17 protein-coding genes are annotated in these 19,929 nt (G+C 58.1%); 11 read left to right on the top strand and 6 right to left on the bottom strand.

Going from position 1 to position 19,929, the window contains the following annotated elements; all coding sequences use genetic code 11:
* Positions 1 to 788, top strand: a 788-nt coding sequence (locus GHO41_RS23730) for a FecR family protein (protein WP_256678839.1), incomplete at its 5' end; no start/stop codon positions are given.
* Between the two features lie 169 nt (positions 789 to 957).
* Here GHO41_RS23730 and GHO41_RS30450 read toward each other — a convergent pair.
* Positions 958 to 1,194 (bottom strand): hypothetical protein, encoded by a 237-nt coding sequence (locus GHO41_RS30450; protein ID WP_256678838.1) that lies wholly within the window; start codon positions 1,192 to 1,194, stop codon positions 958 to 960.
* Here GHO41_RS30450 and GHO41_RS23725 point away from each other — a divergent pair.
* From GHO41_RS23725 to GHO41_RS23705, 5 genes are all read left to right on the top strand, one after another.
* Entirely contained in the window at positions 1,174 to 3,768 is a 2,595-nt protein-coding gene (locus tag GHO41_RS23725; RefSeq protein ID WP_371929016.1) for a TonB-dependent hemoglobin/transferrin/lactoferrin family receptor, read from the top strand. The two genes, GHO41_RS30450 and GHO41_RS23725, sit on opposite strands and share 21 nt — an antisense overlap.
* Before the next feature lie 96 nt (positions 3,769 to 3,864).
* Positions 3,865 to 4,494: a heme acquisition protein HasA gene (locus GHO41_RS23720; RefSeq protein WP_153434796.1), complete on the top strand. Its 630-nt coding sequence runs from the start codon at positions 3,865 to 3,867 to the stop codon at positions 4,492 to 4,494.
* A 113-nt stretch (positions 4,495 to 4,607) separates the two neighbouring features.
* Entirely contained in the window at positions 4,608 to 6,353 is a 1,746-nt protein-coding gene (locus tag GHO41_RS23715) for a type I secretion system permease/ATPase (RefSeq protein WP_048367454.1), read from the top strand.
* Positions 6,350 to 7,678 (top strand): HlyD family type I secretion periplasmic adaptor subunit, encoded by a 1,329-nt coding sequence (locus GHO41_RS23710; protein ID WP_048367452.1) that lies wholly within the window; start codon positions 6,350 to 6,352, stop codon positions 7,676 to 7,678. Before GHO41_RS23715 ends, GHO41_RS23710 begins: the two co-directional genes overlap by 4 nt.
* The gene (locus GHO41_RS23705; RefSeq protein WP_153434795.1) at positions 7,675 to 9,009 is read left to right on the top strand and encodes a TolC family outer membrane protein; all 1,335 of its coding nucleotides are present in this window, start codon (positions 7,675 to 7,677) and stop codon (positions 9,007 to 9,009) included. The genes GHO41_RS23710 and GHO41_RS23705 overlap by 4 nt, the downstream gene beginning before the upstream one ends.
* Before the next feature lie 72 nt (positions 9,010 to 9,081).
* Here GHO41_RS23705 and trmA read toward each other — a convergent pair whose 3' ends face one another.
* Positions 9,082 to 10,170, bottom strand: a complete 1,089-nt coding sequence (gene trmA / locus GHO41_RS23700; protein WP_153326891.1) for a tRNA (uridine(54)-C5)-methyltransferase TrmA — start codon at positions 10,168 to 10,170, stop codon at positions 9,082 to 9,084.
* Positions 10,167 to 11,462: an NCS2 family permease gene (locus GHO41_RS23695; RefSeq protein ID WP_048367449.1), complete on the bottom strand. Its 1,296-nt coding sequence runs from the start codon at positions 11,460 to 11,462 to the stop codon at positions 10,167 to 10,169. The genes trmA and GHO41_RS23695 overlap by 4 nt, the downstream gene beginning before the upstream one ends.
* Positions 11,463 to 11,672: 210 nt before the next feature.
* Here GHO41_RS23695 and GHO41_RS23690 point away from each other — a divergent pair, with 210 nt between their 5' ends.
* Positions 11,673 to 12,110, top strand: coding sequence for a DUF4879 domain-containing protein (locus GHO41_RS23690; protein WP_048367448.1), 438 nt, complete (start codon positions 11,673 to 11,675; stop codon positions 12,108 to 12,110).
* Positions 12,111 to 12,275: 165 nt separating this feature from the next.
* Here the strand turns inward: GHO41_RS23690 and GHO41_RS23685 are convergent, their stop codons facing one another.
* Positions 12,276 to 13,493 (bottom strand): MFS transporter, encoded by a 1,218-nt coding sequence (locus GHO41_RS23685; RefSeq protein ID WP_048367447.1) that lies wholly within the window; start codon positions 13,491 to 13,493, stop codon positions 12,276 to 12,278.
* A gap of 403 nt (positions 13,494 to 13,896) precedes the next feature.
* Between GHO41_RS23685 and GHO41_RS23680 the strand changes: the two genes are divergently transcribed.
* The 3 genes from GHO41_RS23680 to GHO41_RS23670 are packed head-to-tail and all read left to right on the top strand — an operon-like array spanning position 13,897 to position 16,572.
* Entirely contained in the window at positions 13,897 to 15,336 is a 1,440-nt protein-coding gene (locus tag GHO41_RS23680) for a cytochrome ubiquinol oxidase subunit I (RefSeq protein ID WP_048367446.1), read from the top strand.
* Positions 15,337 to 15,339: 3 nt separating this feature from the next.
* Complete coding sequence (gene cydB / locus GHO41_RS23675; protein ID WP_048389485.1) at positions 15,340 to 16,347, top strand: cytochrome d ubiquinol oxidase subunit II; 1,008 nt, start codon at positions 15,340 to 15,342, stop codon at positions 16,345 to 16,347.
* 57 nt (positions 16,348 to 16,404) lie between these two features.
* A complete protein-coding gene (locus GHO41_RS23670; RefSeq protein WP_048367442.1) occupies positions 16,405 to 16,572 on the top strand; it encodes a DUF2474 domain-containing protein in 168 nt (55 codons plus the stop codon).
* Between the two features lie 88 nt (positions 16,573 to 16,660).
* Here the strand turns inward: GHO41_RS23670 and GHO41_RS23665 are convergent, their stop codons facing one another.
* Both GHO41_RS23665 and GHO41_RS23660 read right to left on the bottom strand, forming a co-directional pair.
* Positions 16,661 to 17,785, bottom strand: coding sequence for a methyltransferase (locus GHO41_RS23665; protein WP_153326890.1), 1,125 nt, complete (start codon positions 17,783 to 17,785; stop codon positions 16,661 to 16,663).
* Positions 17,786 to 17,950: 165 nt separating this feature from the next.
* On the bottom strand, positions 17,951 to 18,664 hold the full coding sequence (locus GHO41_RS23660; RefSeq protein WP_153390653.1) for a LuxR C-terminal-related transcriptional regulator: 714 nt from the start codon (positions 18,662 to 18,664) through the stop codon (positions 17,951 to 17,953).
* A 374-nt stretch (positions 18,665 to 19,038) separates the two neighbouring features.
* Between GHO41_RS23660 and GHO41_RS23655 the strand changes: the two genes are divergently transcribed.
* Positions 19,039 to 19,815 (top strand): ferredoxin--NADP reductase, encoded by a 777-nt coding sequence (locus GHO41_RS23655; protein WP_153390652.1) that lies wholly within the window; start codon positions 19,039 to 19,041, stop codon positions 19,813 to 19,815.
* The last annotated feature ends 114 nt before the right edge of the window (positions 19,816 to 19,929 follow it).

Genomic DNA, 19,929 nt, shown 5'->3' with positions numbered 1-19,929 from the left:
CGCCCGACCCAACGCAGCGGGCGTCTGCGCCGGTGACTCGGCGCAGACGCCCGCTGCGTTGGGTCGGGCGTGCTGCGGTACTGTCCTTGGTGTTAGCGGTGGGCTGGATCAGCGGCCCGACGGTGCTGATCAATATGCAGTCCGACTACCGCACCGGCACAGGAGAAATCCGTACCGTGCAGCTCGATGACGGCAGCTCGGTGGAGCTGGATGCGTCGAGCGCCATCCGCATCGACTACGACACCTACGAACGGCGAATCAGCCTGCTGGCGGGCTCGGCAGTGTTTGACGTGGCGCCGATGGGCGAGGCAGAAGTCCGGCCCTTTGTGGTGCAAAGCGCAGGCGGGCAAACCAAAGCCTTGGGCACACAATTTGTTGTCGGGCGCCAAAGCAGCGACCAGGCGTGGGTCGGGGTGTTGCAACACAGCGTCGCTGTGAGTCTGCAAAGCCCGACGGTTCAAGGCGCGGCCCGACAAACCCTGCAAGAGGGGCAAAGTGCGCGGTACAGCGCGAAGTTGGGTGTGCAGCCTTTGCCAGGCTTTGACTTGAGTGCGGCCACCAGTTGGCGACGCGGCGTGCTGATTTTTGATCGCCAGCCGTTGGGTCACGTGATCGAACAACTCAACCGCTATCGCCCCGGGCAAATCGTTTTGGCCAACCGTGCCTTGGCCGATCGGCAAGTCAGCGGCGTCTTCCGCCTCGAAATGCTCGACAGCGCCTTGCACACCCTCACCCAGGAACTGCACGTCAAACGTGTGGAACTGGCAGGCGTCAGCCTGATTTATTAAACCGATCCCTGTAGGAGCGAGCTTGCTCGCGATCTTTTGACCTTCAAAGATCGCGAGGCAAGCTCGCTCCTACGCGGGTTTCATCAACCAAACCGAACTTCTGAAAATTATTCGCAAAAACCTTTACTGACTTTTCCCCGCCCGTTCGTCTTGCTATTGAGATTCATTCTCATAACAAAGCACGCAAGCCTGGGGATAACAAAAAATGGTCGTTAGTCAGCGCAAAGGGAAGCAGCCCGCAAGCCGGTTGGCCTTTGCTGTACATGTGGGAATATTGGCCGTATTGGCGGCGCACGCACCGGTGCACGCCGTTGAAAAAGTCAGCAGCGCCATTGCGCAAGAATTCATCGCCTTCCACATCCCGGCGCAGCCGCTGGACAAAGCGGTGCTGGTGTTTGCCGAGCAAGCCGGTTTGCAGGTGCTGTTCGACAGCCAGATGCTGCGTGGCCTGACTTCGCAGCCCCTTAACGGTGACTTCGGTGTGCAGGAAGGCCTGGCGCGCCTGCTGGGCAGCAACCCGGTGGAATACCGCTTTACGGGTGAACGCCAAGTGACCTTGACCCGTGTGAGCGGTGAGGCCAAAGGTGCGCTGGCGCTGGGCACCACCTCGGTGACCGCCAGTGAGAACGGCAACGGCGCAGACTGGGTGTACCAAACGCCCCAAGCGGTGTCAGTGATAACCCGCGAGCAAATCAACAAGCGTGCCCCGCGCCATGCCGCCGACATGCTCGAAGAAACCCCCGGCGTGTACACGGCTGTCGACCAGCGTGACCCAGGTTTGTCGATCAATATTCGTGGAGTTCAGGACTATGGCCGGGTCAACATGAACGTTGACGGCATGCGCCAGAACTTCAACGTCAACGGCCACCAGCACCGCAATGGCGTGATGCTGATCGACCCGGAAATGGTCTCCAGCATCGAAATCGACAAAGGCTCGCAGTCCACCCTGGGCGGTGCCGGCGTTATCGGGGGGATCGCCACATTCAGAACCCTCGAAGCCAGTGACTTCCTGAAAGACGGCAAAGAATACGGCGGGCGCATTCGTGCGGGCAGCGGTATCGGCAACATGGGCAACGGCACCTATTTCAACGGTGGCGGGGTGTTCGCGTTTGGCAACGATATCGGTGATGCCTTGTTTGCCGTGAGCGAGCGGCACTTCGGCAACTACCGCAGCGGACGGCAGCATGCGGGCAATTTAGGGTCTCAAATGCGGCTCAAGGATGTACGCCCCGAAGCCTGGAAAAGCTGGCTGAAAAGTGAAGTCGGTGACGCAGGCAGCGTGACCCGCTCGCAAATGGCCAAGTTCGGTCTCAACCTGCCGAACGACCAGCGTGTGCAGTTGAGTTACCTGAACACCGACAGCGACAGCAATGATGCCTGGACCTACCTCAAGGCTGATCAGTCGGGTTATGACTATGTTCGGCACAGCAAAAACAACCTGAGCACCGCCAACTACGCCATTGATTACAGCTGGAACCCGGACAACGAACTGATCGATCTGAAGGCCAAGCTTTATTACGTCGATACGCAACTAGACCGTGCCAATGCCCGGCATAACGCCACGGCGGGCAACGCCTTTGGTGCTTATAAAGACCGTTTCCAGACGGAGACGTGGGGGGCACAGGTTCAAAACACCTCGCTGTTCAACTTCGACACCTATGGTCAGTTGAGTGTGAATTACGGCCTGGAGATGTATCAGGACACATTCACGCCGCGCACCAACAAAGTGGCCGCCGTTAATGAAACCTCGTTGCCTTATGTAGAAGGCGCGAACCCTCCTGGTAAACGCACCGTGGCCAGCCTGTTCAGTAATCTGGACTATGACTACAACGGTTGGTTGAACCTGAGTGGTGGTCTGCGTTATGACCGCTATCGGATGGAAGGTAAAACAGGCATGACGACTTACCTCAAGGACGTTCGTCGTTATGAAGATGGGATTGCGATCGTCGATAACAAACCGACGACACGTACTGAGAGATTCTTCGACGTTGATCGTGAGAGCGGCCATTTTTCACCATCGTTTGGCATTGCAATCAAACCCGGTGTCGACTGGTTGCAACTGTATTCGCATGTGGGCAAGGGGTGGCGTCCACCGGCGGTGACCGAAGTATTTATGAGCGGGCGCCCTCATGGCGGGAACTCATCTGAGCGGGTGTTCCCCAACCCTTACCTTAAGCCTGAAGAATCAAAAGATTGGGAGCTGGGGTTCAATATATTTAAGGAGTCGTTATTTTTTAATAATGATCGCTTAGGAATCAAGGTTTCATATTTTGATAATAGGATCAAAAATTTCTCCTTTATGCGATACGCGGTTGCCATGCCTGAGGCCTCCATTCCAAGTTTAACTAATTTGGCCTATGCCAATAATTTGGAAGATACGCGGTTTAGAGGTGTTGAATATCAACTGAACTATGATATGGGTCGCGTTTATACAAACTTAAGCTATACCCATATGATTGGCAGTAATGATTTTTGCTCGGCCGATTATTTTATGGGGGGCGCCAAAAAAAACGGGAAAACTCTTAAATCCGTTATCGAGCGTTATACGCGACCCGATGGAACAACAGGTGTACGCAGTGTCCGGGAGTATGAATGGCTGGATGATCCCGAAAGAAATGCCCGAATCGGTTGCGGCGCGATAATGGGTAATGCCGCTTATATGCCGGCGGACAGAGGCTCATTAACAGTGGGTGCGCGCTTCTTGGAGCGGCGATTGGATGCAGGCGTTCGCTTGCGTTACAGCCCGGGTAACGGCAAAGACCTTAATGCTCACAGCTATAAGTCGCTCGAGCAGGCCCGGTGGCCAAAATACAGCGTGTATGACCTGTATGCCAGTTACTGGATGACCGATGATTTAAATATCACATTGGTTATGGAAAATGCCACGGACGAAGCCTACTTTGTTGCAATGGGCGATGTTAATAACTTGAGCATGGCCCGCGGGCGAACACTGAGTGGCATGCTCGAATATAAATTTTAAGCAATAAAATTTATTGTTTTTTCAAGAATTTGCCCTTGTCGGGTAAATGCACACTTATGTGCGCTCACTAAAACTGTCCAAGGAAGAGGTTTAAGTATGACTATTTCAGTTACATATAATTCCGTATATGGTGAATTTTCCGTCAAGGAAGTACTTAGTGCTTGGTCTACAGGCTTTAATCCAGCCGGCCATGGCGGGAGCAATACAGGTGGATTTAACACGGGGGCACGTTACTTTGAGGGCGAACAATATGCGACGTATGGCGCCAATGGTTCTGACTATGCGTTTATCGCAGAAAGCAATGCGAGTAACGGTTTGCATTATGTGTACAACCCGAACCTCCCGGGCAGCAGCAACCAGAACCACTTCCTGTGGGGGCAGTTGGATAATGTGAAACTGGGTGAGGTACTAACAGGCGGTTCGGGTAGCCCGTTTGGTTTTGACGATTACACCGTCTCCTTCAACGGCCTCGACCTGTCCGCCGCCAGCGATGCTGGCCGTGCAGGCAACGCTGTTCAGGACGTGATCTACGGCCTGATGCGCGGCAATGTGGCGGGCCTGGAAGGCGTGCTCAACACCCTGCTGAGCGAGTTCAATCTGAGCACCGATTCGACCTTCGACCAACTGGCGGCTGCCGGTCTGGCGCACGCCGACACCGCGTTTGCGGCTGATATCGGCCTGGTCGGTGTGCAAGACGCTGCCCAAGACTGGGCGCTGGCGGCTTAACACGCTCTCTCAGCCTTGAACCCAATCCTGTGGGAGCGGGCTTGCTCGCGATGACCTCGCTGGCGAGTCAGCTCCCGCAGTTTGATCGGTGATTTTTCCACGGAACCCTCTTCATGACCCGGCCCAAAGCCCACGTCGCCAACGAGATGCTGGCTGCCTTGACGGCCTACAAACGTGCTTTTTTCAACATTGGCCTGTTCTCGGCCGTGATCAATTTACTGATGCTGGCCCCCGCGCTGTACATGTTGCAGGTGTACGACCGGGTGTTGGCCTCGGGCAATGAAATGACCCTGTTGATGCTGACGCTGATGATCCTCGGCCTGTTTGGCCTGATGGGCGCGTTGGAATGGGTGCGCAGCCAGGTGGTGATCCGCCTCGGCACGCAAATGGACATGCGCTTGAATCAGCGGGTCTATGACGCTGCCTTTGAGGCGCAATTAAGCACCGGCAGCCCGGCGGCCGGGCAGGCGCTGAATGACCTGACCAGCCTGCGCCAGTTCGCGACTGGCAATGCGTTGTTCGCGTTTTTCGATGCGCCGTGGTTTCCCGTGTACCTGTGGGTGATCTTTATGTTCAGCCCGTGGTTGGGGCTGTTGGCTCTCGGTGGGGCGGTGCTGCTGATGCTGCTGGCGTGGCTCAATCAGCGGGTGTCGCAGGGGCCGCTTAAGGCTGCCAGCGAGTTATCGGTTGAAGCCACCCAGCAGGCCAGCGCGCATTTGCGCAATGCCGAAGCGATTGAGGCGATGGGCATGCTCGCGACCTTGCGCGGCCATTGGCTGGCGCAGCACACGGCATTTTTGGCGCAGCAGAACCTGGCCAGTGAAAAAACCGCCAGTGTCGGTGCCTGGTCCAAAGGCGTACGTCTGGCCCTGCAATCACTGGTGCTGGGGCTGGGCGCATTGCTGGCGGTGCAAGGGCAAATCACCGCCGGGATGATGATCGCCGGGTCCATTTTGATGGGCCGGGTGCTGAGCCCTATCGATCAGTTGATTGGCGTGTGGAAGCAATGGACTTCAGCGCGGCTGGCCTATCAACGCCTCGAATCACTCTTGCAGGCGCATCCGGCCCGTCCGCCGCGCATGGCGCTGCCCGTTCCACGGGGCGAACTGGCGGTTGAGCAACTCAGCGCCAGCGCACCCGGAACGCGGCGTGCCACGTTGAGCAACCTGAGTTTTACCCTGCCTGCCGGGCAGGTGCTCGGTGTGATCGGGCCGTCAGGCTGCGGCAAGTCGACCTTGGCCCGCTTGCTGATTGGGGTTTGGCAGCCGCTGGCTGGCAAGGTTCGGCTGGATGGCGCGCAACTGTCGCAATGGGACAAACAGCAACTCGGCCCGCATCTGGGGTATTTGCCTCAGGACATTCAGTTGTTTGCCGGGACCATCGCGCAAAACATCGCCCGCTTTGCTCAAGTTGATGCCGACAAGGTGTTGGCGGCGGCGCAGATGGCAGGTGTGCATTCACTGATTTTGCAAATGCCCGAAGGCTACGACACCCGCCTGGGCGACGGCGGCGCCGGGTTGTCGGGCGGGCAGAAGCAGCGCATCGGCCTGGCCCGTGCTTTGTACGGCTTGCCCGCGCTGATCGTGCTCGATGAGCCCAACGCCAACCTTGATGAAGCCGGGGAGCAAGCCTTGCTACAGGCCATTGCCCAACTCAAACAGCTCAAGCGCACGCTGATCCTGATTACCCACAAACCCAACGTACTGACCCTCACGGATCAGCTGTTGATCCTGCGCGAAGGTCAGTTACAAGCCTTTGGCCCCACCGCCAAGGTGCTCGCCGCGCCCAAGCCCGCGGCGGCCAAACCGGCCATGAATGTGAGCTACCGACTGGGCACCGTAGAGGCGAACAAAGCATGAATGCCGCAAACGCCAAACCGCCCTATGAGGGTAACGTGCTGCAACTGGACGACCGTCGCCATGCGCGTCTGGGTTGGCTGTTGATGCTCGGCGGGTTTCTCGGGTTTCTCGCCTGGGCTGCTTTGGCGCCGCTGGACAAAGGCGTCGCGGTGTCGGGCAAGGTCATGGTGTCAGGCAATCGCAAAGTGGTGCAGCATCCCAGTGGCGGGATTGTTGAGCGCATCGACGTGCGTGATGGCGACCGTGTGCAAGCGGGGCAAGTACTGATCCGGCTCAAGGAAACGCCATTGCTGGGCCAGGCGCAGTCACTGCGCAGCCAGTTTTATGGCTCGTTGGCCAGCGAGGCCCGGCTCAATGCCGAGGTTGAGGGCGCTGCGAGTGTGAGTTTTCCTGCTGAGCTGATGGCGCTGCATCACGAGCCTGAAGTGGCGTCGAACCTGGCGTTGCAACGTCAGTTGTTCGCCAGCCGGCGTCAGGCGTTGCTGCTCGATCAGCAAGGCATCGGCGAAAGCATCGCCGGAGCCGAGGCACAATTGCGCGGGGTGCGTGACTCGCAAGCCAATAAAGTGCTGCAACGCACGGCATTGGACGAGCAACTGCAAGGCCTGCGCGAATTGGCCCGCGAGGGCTACATCCCGCGTAATCGCCTGCTGGACAGCGAGCGTGTGTACGCCCAAGTGCTGGGCTCGATCAGCGAAGACTATGGTCGTATCGGGCAATTGCAGCGTCAGGTGCAGGAGATGCGCCTGAAAATTCGTCAACTGAGCGAGGAGTATCAGAAAGAAGTCCGTACGCAATTGGCGGACACCCGCATACGCAGCGAAGACTTACGCAACCGATTGGCGTCAGCGGAGTTTGAACTGGCCAACAGCCAGTTACGCGCGCCGGTGGCGGGGATTGTGGTCGGGCTCGATGTGTTTACCGAAGGCGGGGTGATCCGGCCTGGCCAGGCCCTGATGGAAATCGTCCCGCAGGGCGAGCCGTTACTGGTCGAGGCGCGGGTGCCGGTGGAATTGGCCGACAAGGTTCACGCCGGGTTGCCGGTGCAACTGATGTTCTCGGCCTTTAGCCAAAGCACCACGCCACGGGTGGCGGGCGAGGTGACGCTGGTGTCGGCAGACCGTCAGGTCGATGAACGCACCGATGAGCCCTATTACACGCTGCGGGCGCAGGTCAGCGCCGAGGGCATGGCGCAACTGGCCGGCTTGCAGATTCGCCCCGGCATGCCGGTCGAGGCCTTTGTGCGCACCGGCGAGCGCTCGATGCTTAATTACCTGTTTAAACCCTTACTGGACCGCACGCACATGGCGTTGGTGGAGGAATGAGTGTGCGTCGATTGTGCAGCGGGGTGTTGATTCTGGGCGCGGTGTTGGCCAGCCCGGTACAGGCATTGGGTTTGCTTGAAGCGTATGACTTGGCGGTGCGCAACGATCCGACCTTTCAGGCGGCGATAGAAGAGCGCGCCGCGGGCCAGGAAAACCGTGCCCTCGGGCGTTCAGCTCTGTTGCCGACGCTGGCCTGGAATTACAGCAACTCGCGCAATGAGTCTGAAGTCACGCAATCGCACACAAAGACCGACCGCGATTACCGCAGCTATGCGGCGACGCTGACCCTGCAGCAACCGCTATTGGACTACGAGGCCTATGCACGCTTTAAACAAGGCGCAGCGCAGGCCTTGCTGGCCGACGAGCGTTTTCGCAGTAAAAGCCAGTATTTGGCGGTGCGGGTTTTAAGTGCCTACAGTCAGGCCTTGTTGGCTCAGGAGCGGATTGAGCTGAGCCGGGCACAGAAACGGGCGTACAGCGAGCGCTTGCAACTCAACCAACGGCTGTTAAAAGGCGGCGAGGGCACTCGCACCGATGTGCTGGAAACCCAGGCACGCCTGAGCCTGGCGGTCGCCCAGGAAATCGAAGCCCAAGACACGCTGGATGCCGCCTTGCACGAACTGGAGGCCATGCTCGGTGAGCCGTTGCAGGTGGAGCAGCTTGACCCGTTATTGCCGCACTTCAGCATTCAGCCACTGGAGCCGCAGCGCTTTGAAAGCTGGCGCGAGCTGGCCCTGGCCAAAAACCCGGACCTGGCGTCGCAACAGCACGCACTGACGTCCGCTGAGTACGAAGTGGAACGCAAGCGGGCCGGGCATTTGCCCAAGCTCAGTGTGTACGCGAGCAGTCGGCAAACCAGTTCGGACTCTGAGAGCACCTACCACCAGAAGTACGACACCAACAGCGTCGGCATCCAGCTCAGCGTGCCGTTGTTTGCCGGGGGCTCGGTGTCGGCATCGACCCGCCAGGCGGCGCGGCAACTGTCGCAGGCGCAGTACGAACTGGACGCGCAAACAGCCGCGACATTGGTGGACTTGCGCAAGCAGTACAACCTCAACAGCAGTGCGGCGGCCAAGGTGCGGGCCTACGAAATGGCCGTGCAGTCAGCCAGTGCGTTGGTCAATGCGACGCGCAAAAGCGTGAGTGGCGGGGAGCGGGTCAATCTGGATGTACTGGATGCCGAGCAGCAACTGTATAGCGCCAAGCGGGATTTGGCCGAGGCAAAGTACGCGTATTTACTGGCGCGGGTGCAACTCAAGTACTACGCGGGCTTATTGAATGACGCGGATTTGTTGCAGGTGGCGGGGTATTTTCACGTTCAGAAACCGTAGCGCGCCCATCGCGGGCAAGCCCGCTCCCACAGGGGTTCAACTTGTGGGAGCGGGCTTGCTCGCGATCAGGCTTTAGCGACGAACCAGCAACACACCCGATTCCATGTGGTGAGTCCACGGGAACTGGTCAAACACTGCACAACGCTCGATACGGTGCGTGTCGTGCAGTTGGGCGATGTTTTCGGCCAGGGTCAGCGGGTTGCACGAGATGTACAGGATGTTGTCGAAGCGGCGGGTCAGTTCGCAGGTGTCCGGGTCCATGCCCGCGCGCGGCGGGTCGACGAAGACGCTGCCGAATTCGTAGCTTTTCAGGTCAATGCCCTGCAAGCGGCGGAACGGGCGGACTTCATTCAGGGCTTCGGTCAGTTCTTCTGCCGACAAACGCACCAGCTTGACGTTATCCACAGCGTTGTCGCTGAGGTTGTTCAAGGCGGCGTTCACCGAGGTCTTGCTGATTTCAGTGGCCAGCACGTTGCGTACGCGGGTTGCCAAAGGCAGGGTGAAGTTGCCGTTGCCGCAGTACAGTTCGAGCAGGTCGTCGGAACGCTCGCCCAACGCGTCGTATGCCCAATTGAGCATTTTCTGGTTAACCGTGCCGTTTGGCTGGGTGAACGCGCCTTCGGGTTGTTGATAAGTGAAGGTGCGGCCCGCAATGTCGAGCTTTTCGACCACGTAATCACGACCAATCACGACGCGCTTGCCCTTGGAGCGGCCAATCACGCTGACGTTGAGGTCTTTTGCCAACTGCTCGGCAGCGTTTTGCCAGTGCTCGTCCAGCGGGCGGTGATAGCACAAGGTAACCATGGCATCACCGGCCAAGGTGGTCTGGAACTCCACCTGGAACAGTTTGTGGCTCAGCGCCGAGCTGGCTTGCCACGCAGCCTTGAGCTGCGGCATCAACTGGTTGATGCGCAGGCTGGCAATCGGGAAGTCTTCGATCAGGATCGGCGTGCGCTTGTCATCCTGGGCGAACATTGCGTAGTGGCGCTCGCCACCTTCGCGCCACAGGCGGAACTCGGCGCGCAGGCGAAAGTGCTTCAACGGCGAGTCAAACACCTGCGGCTCAGGCGCATCGAACGGCGCCAGCAAATCGCGCAGTCGTTGGGCCTTGGCCTCAAGTTCCAGGGCGTAGGTAGCAGAATCAAACGGCAAAGCACTCATGCGTTAAACCAACCCAGCTTGACCACAAACAGAATCGACAGAATGATCAGCGGCGCATTCAGCTCGCGGGCGCGCCCCGACAGCAGCTTGATCACGGTCCAGGAAATAAAGCCGAAGGCGATGCCGCTGGCGATGGAGTAGGTGAACGGCATGGCCAGCGCGGTGATCACCACCGGTGCAGCAACGGTCACGTCTTCCCAGTCGATTTCGGCCAGGCCGCTCATCATCAGCACGGCCACGAACATCAGCGCAGGCGCGGTGGCGAACGCCGGAACGCTGGCAGCCAGTGGCGAGAAGAACAACGCCAGCAAGAACATGATGCCGACCACGATGGCGGTCAGGCCGGTACGGCCACCGGCGCTCACGCCCGCTGCCGACTCGATGTAGCTGGTGGTGGTTGAGGTACCCAGCAACGAACCGGCCATGGCCGCGGTGCTGTCAGCGATCAGGGCGCGGCCCATTTTCGGCATGTGGCCGTCTTTGCCCATCAGGCCAGCGCGCTTGGCCACACCGATCAGGGTGCCGGAGTTGTCGAACAGGTCAACGAACAGGAAGGCGAAAATCACGCTGACCAGACCGATGTCCAGTGCGCCTTTAATGTCCAGTTGCAGGAAGGTCGGGGCCAGCGACGGCGGCATCGACATCACGCCACCGAAGTCGGTCACGCCCAGGGCGATGGACGCAACGGTCACCGCCAGAATGCCGATCAGCACCGCACCGCGTACGCGCAGGGCTTCCAGAGCCACGATCAGGGCAAAGCCCAGGGAGGCCAGGATCACTTTTGGCTGAGACAGGTCGCCCATGCCGACCAAGGTGGCCTTGTTGGCAACCACGATACCGGCGTTACCCAGGGCGATCAGCGCCAGGAACAGGCCGATACCGGCGGCAATGGCCGAGCGCAGCGGCAGCGGGATGCTGTTGATGATCCATTCGCGGATACGGAAGATCGACAACAGGAAGAACAGCACCGCTGAAATAAACACCGCGCCCAGCGCCACTTGCCAGGTGTGGCCCATGTGCAAGACCACGGTGTAAGTGAAGAAGGCATTCAGGCCCATGCCCGGCGCCAGGGCGATCGGGTAGTTGGCGATGATGCCCATGATTGCCGAGCCGATGGCGGCTGCCAGGCAGGTCGCGACAAACACCGCGCCTTTGTCCATCCCGGTTTCGCCGAGGATGCTCGGGTTCACGAAGAGGATGTAGGCCATCGCCAGGAAGGTGGTGATACCCGCAAGAATCTCGGTTCGCACAGTGGTGTTGTGTGCTTTGAGTTGAAACAGCCTTTCCAGCATGCCAGTCCCCGTGGCGCCACCGGCGCCGTGATTAAATCGTTTTCAACAGCAAAGCACAGACGCCTGAGGCCTGAGGTTTTTCTGTCTGTCAGAAAAAGCCGCGCATCATACCAGCAGCACGAACGTCTGGCTGCTTTGCTGACTCAACGGCGCGATGTTTTGTAACGTCGAGTGCACAGGCATACTGCGTGCCAGTTATCGGGGGGATCCATGAAGCACACCATCAACGCTTTAATTGCCGGTTTATGCCTGTTTATCAGCGCCGGAGCGAGCGCGGCACCGGCGATGCCGTTGAGTACCGTCGAAATTCTCAAGGTGGCGTCTAATTCGGGGGCTGTGGAGGATGTGTCGGATGGTCGCGAGCAGACCAAAATGCAGCACCGTGGGCCGCACATCAAAGTGTATGTGCTGGAACGCGGCTACGGCGGCCAGCCCACGGTGACGTTTGACGGCCAGATTATCGATGGCGTGCGCACCCCGGTGTGCAATAAAGGCGAGGGTTTGGTGACCTGCGACGGTGCGGGCACCACCGTGGGTTACGTCTACACCTTCGATTTGAGTAACAACCAGGGCGGCTGGTTCCAGTTCAGTAACACGTCGCTGGTGGCGCCGTTCAAGCGCCTGCAAACGCAGCTGTATATTCGCTAGCCCAAGCCCCCGTAGCAGTTGACGAGTAGTACGAGGCTACGTCCGCAGACGTAGCCGCCGCAAAGTCAGGCGCTTGGGTTGTTAGCGCCTACGATCGCTTCGCAATCGGACGTAGCCTCGCGGAGCTCGTCAACTGCTACGTACTGGTTTTGTGATGTATCCGTTTTAATCCTCAACCAACCGGTCACGCTTGGCCAAGCCCGGGAACAGTTTTATCCACAGCCCGGCGATAAACAGCGTGCCCACGCCGCCCAGCACCACGGCCGGCACGGTGCCCAGCCAGTGGGCGGTGGCGCCGGACTCAAACTCGCCAAGCTGGTTGGACGCGCCAATAAACAGGCCGTTGACCGCGCTGACCCGGCCACGCATTTCATCCGGGGTTTCCAGTTGCACAAACGAGGCACGGATAACCATGCTGATCATGTCGGCCGCGCCCAGTACCACCAGCACCGCCATCGAGAACCAGAACGAGGTCGACAGCCCGAAAGCGATGGTCGCAACCCCGAATACCCCCACGGCGGTGAACATCGTGCGCCCTACCTTGCGCTCAAACGGGAAGCGCGCCAGCCACAATGACATTAACAACGCGCCCACCGCCGGGGCCGAACGCAGCATGCCCAGGCCCCACGGGCCTGTCAGCAGAATGTCTTTGGCAAACACCGGCAACAGCGCAGTCGCACCGCCCAGCAACACGGCGAACAGGTCCAGCGAGATGGCCCCGAGGATGTCCGGGCGGCTACGGATAAAGCGAATCCCGGCCAGCAGCGAGTCCATCGTCGCCTTGCCTTTGTTTAGCGCCACCTGGCGGGCCGGCAGGTTGCTCATTAACAGTGCGGCAATCAGGTACAGCACCACGCTGGGGCCATACACCCACACGCTGCCGAACGCATAGAGCAAGCCACCAAACGCCGGGGCCACGATGGTCGCCGACTGCTGGGCGGCCTGCGCTGCGGCCACGGCGCGGGGGAACAACGCCACAGGCACAATGGAGGGCAGCAAAGCCTGGGTGGTGGGCAGTTCAAATGAGCGGGCGGCGCCGAGTAAAAACGCCAGGATAAAGATCATTTCACGGGTGATGCTGCCGCTCAGGCTGCTGATCGCCAGGGTCAGGGCAATCATCGCTTGCAGCGACTGGCACAGCGCGGCCACCCGGCGGCGGTCATAGCGGTCGGCCACATGCCCGGTGTGCAACATAAACAGCACGCGAGGCGCGAACTCGATCAGCCCCACCCAGCCCAGGTCCATCACGTTGCCGGTCAACTGGTAGAGGTTCCAGCCAATGGCCACCGTCAGCATCTGGAAGGCGCTGGCGGTGAAGATGCGGGCAAACCAAAAGGCCACAAAAGGCCGATGATGACGTAACAGAAGCGGCTGGCTGGTCATTGAAGGGTCGTGGCAAAGGGCAGGGGACGTCGAGATTATCATTTTTCTGTAACAAATAATGACTCGCGCTGATGCATTGAGAAAACCGCCCAACGGTCGTGCGAAAAATCGCGTGCGGCTATTACACGCACTTCCTGCAACTGTCTATTTCAGGGCCTGGGACAACCTGTCACGCGACAACCAGCCACATTAGCCACACGCCAAGAATGGACTACTCTTTCAGCAATGTTTGATCCAGGTCAAAGCCCGCAAGGGTTTTACTGGAGTGGCCAGACGGCCTGATTCCCTTGCGTGGTGGCCAGCAGTGCGAGCGCAGATTCGCAAAGGCCATTGCTCGTGGGGCTGTTGGACACCGGCGTCCTGTCGGTGCCCTGACAACCTGATACCTGATAGAGGAAGACTTATGTTCGGTTTGGAGGCTCTCGATCTCGCCCGAATTCAGTTCGCGTTCACCGTATCGTTCCACATTCTATTTCCCGCCATCACCATCGGTCTCGCCAGTTATCTCATGGTGCTCGAAGGCATGTGGCTGAAAACCCGTGACGATACGTACCGCGACCTGTACCACTTTTGGTCGAAGATTTTTGCAGTCAACTTTGGCATGGGCGTAGTGTCTGGCCTGGTCATGGCGTACCAGTTCGGGACCAACTGGTCGCGGTTCTCGGACTTCGCAGGGGCTGTCACCGGGCCTTTGCTGACCTATGAAGTGCTCACCGCCTTCTTCCTTGAGGCCGGTTTTCTGGGCGTCATGCTGTTTGGCTGGAACCGCGTGGGTCGCGGCATGCACTTCTTCTCCACCATCATGGTGGCGGTCGGCACGCTCATTTCGACCTTCTGGATCCTGGCCTCCAACAGCTGGATGCAAACCCCGCAGGGTTTCGAAATCATTGATGGCCGGGTGATCCCGGTGGATTGGCTGGCGGTGATCTTCAACCCGTCGTTCCCTTACCGCCTGGCGCACATGGCCACGGCCGCCTTTGTGGCCACCGCCTTCTTTGTCGGCGCTTCGGCTGCCTGGCATCTGTTGCGTGGGCGTAATACGCCGGCCATTCGCCGCATGTTCTCGATGGCGATGTGGATGGCCCTGGTGGTTGCCCCCATTCAGGCGTTTATCGGTGATGCCCACGGGTTGAACACGCTGAAATATCAGCCGGTAAAAATCGCTGCGATCGAAGGGCACTGGGAAAACAAGCCCGGTGAGCCTACCCCGTTGATCCTGTTCGGCATCCCGAACATGAAAACCGAAACCACCGACTACAAGATCGAAGTGCCGTACCTGGGCAGTTTGATCCTGACCCACAGCCTGGACAAACAGATCCCGGCGATGAAGGACTACCCGGCGGCGGACCGTCCTAACTCCACCATCGTGTTCTTCACGTTCCGCATCATGGTGGCGCTGGGCATGCTGATGATCGTCATCGGCCTGTGGAGCGTGTGGCTGCGCAAACGCGGCACGCTGTATGAAAACCGCTGGTTCTTGAAGCTGGTGCTGTGGATGGGGCCGTCGGGTCTGATCGCCATCCTGGCAGGTTGGTTCACCACCGAAGTCGGCCGTCAGCCGTGGGTGGTCTACGGGTTGATGCGCACCGCCGATGCGTCGTCCAACCACAGCGTGACGCAAATGAGCATCACCCTGATCATGTTTGTGCTGGTGTACTTCTCGCTGTTCGGCGTCGGTATTGGCTACATGATGCGTCTGGTGCGTAAAGGCCCGATTGCCCACGAGGGTGATGGTCAGCCTTCAGGTGGCCCAGGTCAGCAACGCACGCCTGCCCGTCCTTTGTCGGCTGCCGTTGAAGGCACCGAAGAAGGTTACAGCGACAGCCTGAAGAAGGGGAACTGAGTCATGGGTATTGATCTGCCACTTATCTGGGCAATCATCATCATCTTTGGCGTCATGATGTACGTGGTCATGGATGGCTTCGATCTCGGGATCGGCATCCTCTTCCCCTTCATCAAAGGCGAGAAAGACCGCGATGTGATGATGAACACCGTTGCCCCCGTCTGGGACGGTAACGAAACCTGGCTGGTACTGGGCGGTGCGGCGCTGTTTGGCGCCTTCCCGCTGGCTTACTCGGTGGTGCTGTCGGCGCTGTACCTGCCACTGATCCTGATGCTGGTCGGCTTGATCTTCCGCGGTGTGGCCTTTGAGTTTCGCTTCAAGGCCACGGCCGACAAGCGTCACATCTGGGACAAGGCGTTCATTTGGGGTTCGATCATCGCGACCTTCTTCCAGGGCGTGGCGCTGGGGGCCTTTATTGAAGGGATCCCGGTGGTCAACCGTGAATACGCCGGTGGCGGGCTGGACTGGTTGTCACCGTTCAGCCTGTTCTGCGGCCTCGGCTTGATCGTGGCCTACGCCTTGCTCGGCTGCACCTGGTTGATCATGAAAACCGAAGGCCCGCTGCAAGAGCGCATGCACAACCTGGGGCGGCCATTGGCAATTGCCCTGCTGGTGGTGATGGGCGTTGTCAGCCTGTGGACGCCGCTGGCGCACACAGACATTGCCGCACGCTGGTTCACCTTGCCGAATCTGTTCTGGTTCCTGCCGGTGCCGATTCTGGTACTGGTGACTATGTACGGGCTGTTCAAGGCGATTGCGCGCAATGCCCACTACACGCCGTTCCTGCTGACCCTGCTGCTGATTTTTCTGGGTTACAGCGGTTTGGGCATCAGCTTGTGGCCGAACATCATCCCGCCGTCGATTTCGATCTGGGAGGCCGCTGCGCCGCCGCAAAGCCAGGGCTTTATGCTGGTGGGCACCTTGTTCATCCTGCCGTTTATCCTGGGTTACACCTACTGGAGCTACTACGTGTTCCGCGGCAAAGTCACCCACGAAGACGGTTACCACTAGTTGCAAGTGCCGCTGCGCCCCACCGGGCGCAGCCTTTTCTCAGAGGAGTGCCTGAACATGGCTGGCAAAGATTATTTAAACGACGTGCAAGCGTGTGAGAAAAAGCCGCTGTGGCAACGCATTGGCTGGTTGGTGTTGATCTGGACCGCCAGCGTGGCGAGCCTGGCCGTGTTTGCCATGCTGATCCGCCTGTTCATGACCGCAGCGGGCATGAAAAGCCACTAAACAACTACGGTAGGAGCGAGCTTGCCTCGCGATCTTTTGAGTGGTTAAAAGATCGCGAGGCAAGCTCGCTCCTACAGGGTTTTTACAGTTATTTGCGCGCCTTGAGGATGACGAATTTAGGCGTGGCAGCCACTTGCTCAACCCCTCGAAACAACTTGGCCAGCTTGCTGTGATAGCCCAAGTGGCGATTGCCCACGATGTACAGCGCGCCACCCACCACCAGCGCCTCGCGGGCTTGCTGGAACATGCGCCAGGCCAAAAAGTCGCCCACCACTTGTTGCTGGTGAAACGGCGGATTGCACAACACCACGTCCAATGAGTTCGGCGCCTGACCTGCCAGGCCATCGCCTGCACGTACCGTCACGTCGCGATCGCCCAGCGCCGCCTGCCAGTTCTCCTGTGCCGATTGCACCGCCATAAACGATTCATCGACCAGCGTGTAGTGCGCCTGTGGGTTGTTCAGGGCGCTGGCGATGGCCAGCACGCCATTCCCGCAGCCCAAGTCGGCCACACGGGCCGAGCCAAGGTTGGTCGGCAGGTGTGGCAAAAACGCTCGCGTGCCGATATCCAGCCCTTCACGGCAGAACACGTTAGCGTGGTTGAGCAGCTCGATAGCAGGCTTGTCCAGCGCGTAACGTGAAGGGTAGGGCGAGGTAAACGGCCCCAGGCCCTGTGCCGTCGCCATTAGCAAGCGGGCTTTTTTGACCGCCAGCGAGGCCTGCACCGGGCCGATATAGCGCTCCAGCAGATCCCCTGCCGCACGTGGCAAGTGTTTGATCATCGCGCCGGCAATCACCTGTGCGCCTGGAGCCAACTGGCCTTGCAGGCGAATCAGTTGTTCTTCCAGCAACGCCAGGGTTTTTGGCACCCGCACCAGTACACAGTCGAATGGGCCTGCCAGTGGCTGGCTGGCGGGAATGATCGAGACCGCATCAAATGCATGGCCGTTGCGCACCAGATTCTTTTCCAGGCCTTGAATGGCCAGGAACGAGTCACTGCTGCTGGTGACGTGCATCGTACTGACCAGGCTGACGGCCAAGGCCCCAAAACTGTCGTTGAGCACCAATATCCGGCTGTTGGCCGGCAGCGCCAATTCGGCCACGTGGTTGAGCAAATACTCATCCGCAGCGTCGAAGGCCTGGAGTGGCTCATTCTGTTGTTCAGGCTGGCGGATCAAGTGGAGTTGGGCGAAAGGACTTTCGAGCGCAGGCATCTATACAAACTCTGGGGCATCGACAACGGCTTGAGTTGAGTTCAAAGGCATTCAAGCAGCCATGGAGGCCGTGGCATTTTCAGGTGCTGGCGATTTTACGTTTTTTTACCGGAGATTGCCCGACGCTTTTGGTCGGGGTGAAGGCTGCTCAGGTGTGACGGTGCATCAAAGAAGACCGCATTTGGCCGCGATCACCACGGCAGACGTCTTGTTGGTCGCGCCCATTTTTCGCATCGCGCTGCTGATGTGAAAATTTACGGTTCGCGGTGTCAGGCTCAGGATGATGGCAATGTCAGACGCCGTTTTGCCTTGGGCGGTCCATTTCAGGATCTCTGACTCACGCGTAGACAGATGATTGCCGGGATCATTTAGGCGCATGTTCAGAAAGAATTTTTCGTACATCGCGGTGTGCAACTGGTGGCATAGCCATAGCAAGTCGCCCACTTTTTCATCGAACTCCTGGGTTGAAACAGGCGAGTGCCGTCGGGTCAGGCTCAGGATGCTCACCGTCCCTTTGGCGTCGTGAGCCGACAGCGACCAACCATAATTGAGCCCATATGACTGCGATACGTCCTTGAGTTCAGGTGTTTCACTGAATAAATGCTGGTCCCATACCAGTGGATCAATGGACTTTTTGAAGTGGTTTTCAATTGGGTTTTTATGGGTAATACAGCACGCGTCAAAAGTATCTATAAATTCGATTGGGTGATTAGTCAGTATTTTTCTATCTATTTGAAGGCTTCTTTGTTGTGGGGCCATTCTGAACAAAAAGCTATCAAATCCGCACAGTTCAATTCGATTGCGTGCATAAGTGAGTAAAGTGGATTCACCCTTTTGGGTAAGTTCTTGTTTTGTATAAAAACGATTGGCAGTGCCCATAATGCGTGGGGCTCCCAGAAGGTGGATCCAATGTGGAATTTAATAGTAGTTCATAATTCTCAAGAATATGTAGGAATTTTCTCGATCTATTTTAAGAGTAATTGCTCTAGTGTTTTAAGTCTCTGAGGATTTAACGTTTTTTTCACGCTTGTTATCGATTTGTTTTTTTGGCGCCATTTTTTGGTTGAGGCTTAGTGTTGAAAGCAATGTTTAAAGTTGACAGTGCTAAACACCATTAACAACTCGTTACACATTTCTGTACGAGTGCGAAACCCTCCCTGTTTCTCCTATGAATTAAAAGCCATCACAAACAGTCGGTGTTCCTCCCTGCGTGTTTGCGCGACACTAGGGCCATCAGCCCAATGGAGCGCACCATGACCGCCAGCGCAGAAAAATTCACCCGCCAGACGCTGCTCGATGTTAAACCCCTCACCCCCAACCTGTTTACCTTGCGCACCACCCGCGACCAAGGGTTTCGCTTTCGCGCAGGGCAGTTTGCAAGGCTGGGCGTGACCAAGGCCGACGGCAGTACGGTGTGGCGCGCCTATTCCATGGTGTCTTCCCCGTATGACGAGTTTTTGGAGTTCTTTTCAATCGTGGTGCCGGGGGGGGAGTTCACCAGTGAGCTGAGCCGCTTACAGGTGGGCGATACCTTGCTGGTAGAGCGCCAGGCCTTTGGTTACCTGACTCTGGACCGTTTTGTCGACGGCCGGGACCTGTGGTTGTTGGCAACAGGAACCGGCATTGCACCGTTCATCTCGATCCTGCAAGACTTTGAAGTATGGGAAAAATTTGAACGCATCGTATTGGTTTACAGCGCCCGGGAAGCACGTGAACTGGCGTATCAGAAATTAATCGCTGAACTGGGCTCGCGCGATTACCTTGCCCAGCATGCGCATAAACTGATCTATGTACCGACAGTGACCCGTGAGCAAATGCCGAACGTGTTAAACGGGCGTATAACAACGCTGATCGAAAACGGTGAGCTTGAACGTGCGGCGGGAGTTGAACTAACACCCGAGCACTCGCGGGTGATGTTGTGCGGTAATCCACAAATGATTGATGACACGCGCAAGTTATTGAAAGCACGCAATCTGCAACTAAGCCTTTCGCGTCGTCCCGGGCAAGTTGCGGTAGAGAACTATTGGTAGGTCAACTAAACAAGGTCTTTAATAAACAACGGCGCCTCTAAGGATGGTCTGAAGTAGCCGCCTATTTTTCGGCGACTGAGCCATCGGCGCTTTCAAAAAACGACAGCCGTTCAA

It is taken from the genome of Pseudomonas sp. FSL R10-0399 (genome assembly GCF_009600165.1).
GTDB lineage: Bacteria > Pseudomonadota > Gammaproteobacteria > Pseudomonadales > Pseudomonadaceae > Aquipseudomonas > Aquipseudomonas helleri.
This window is presented reverse-complemented; position numbering and strand designations above follow the sequence as displayed.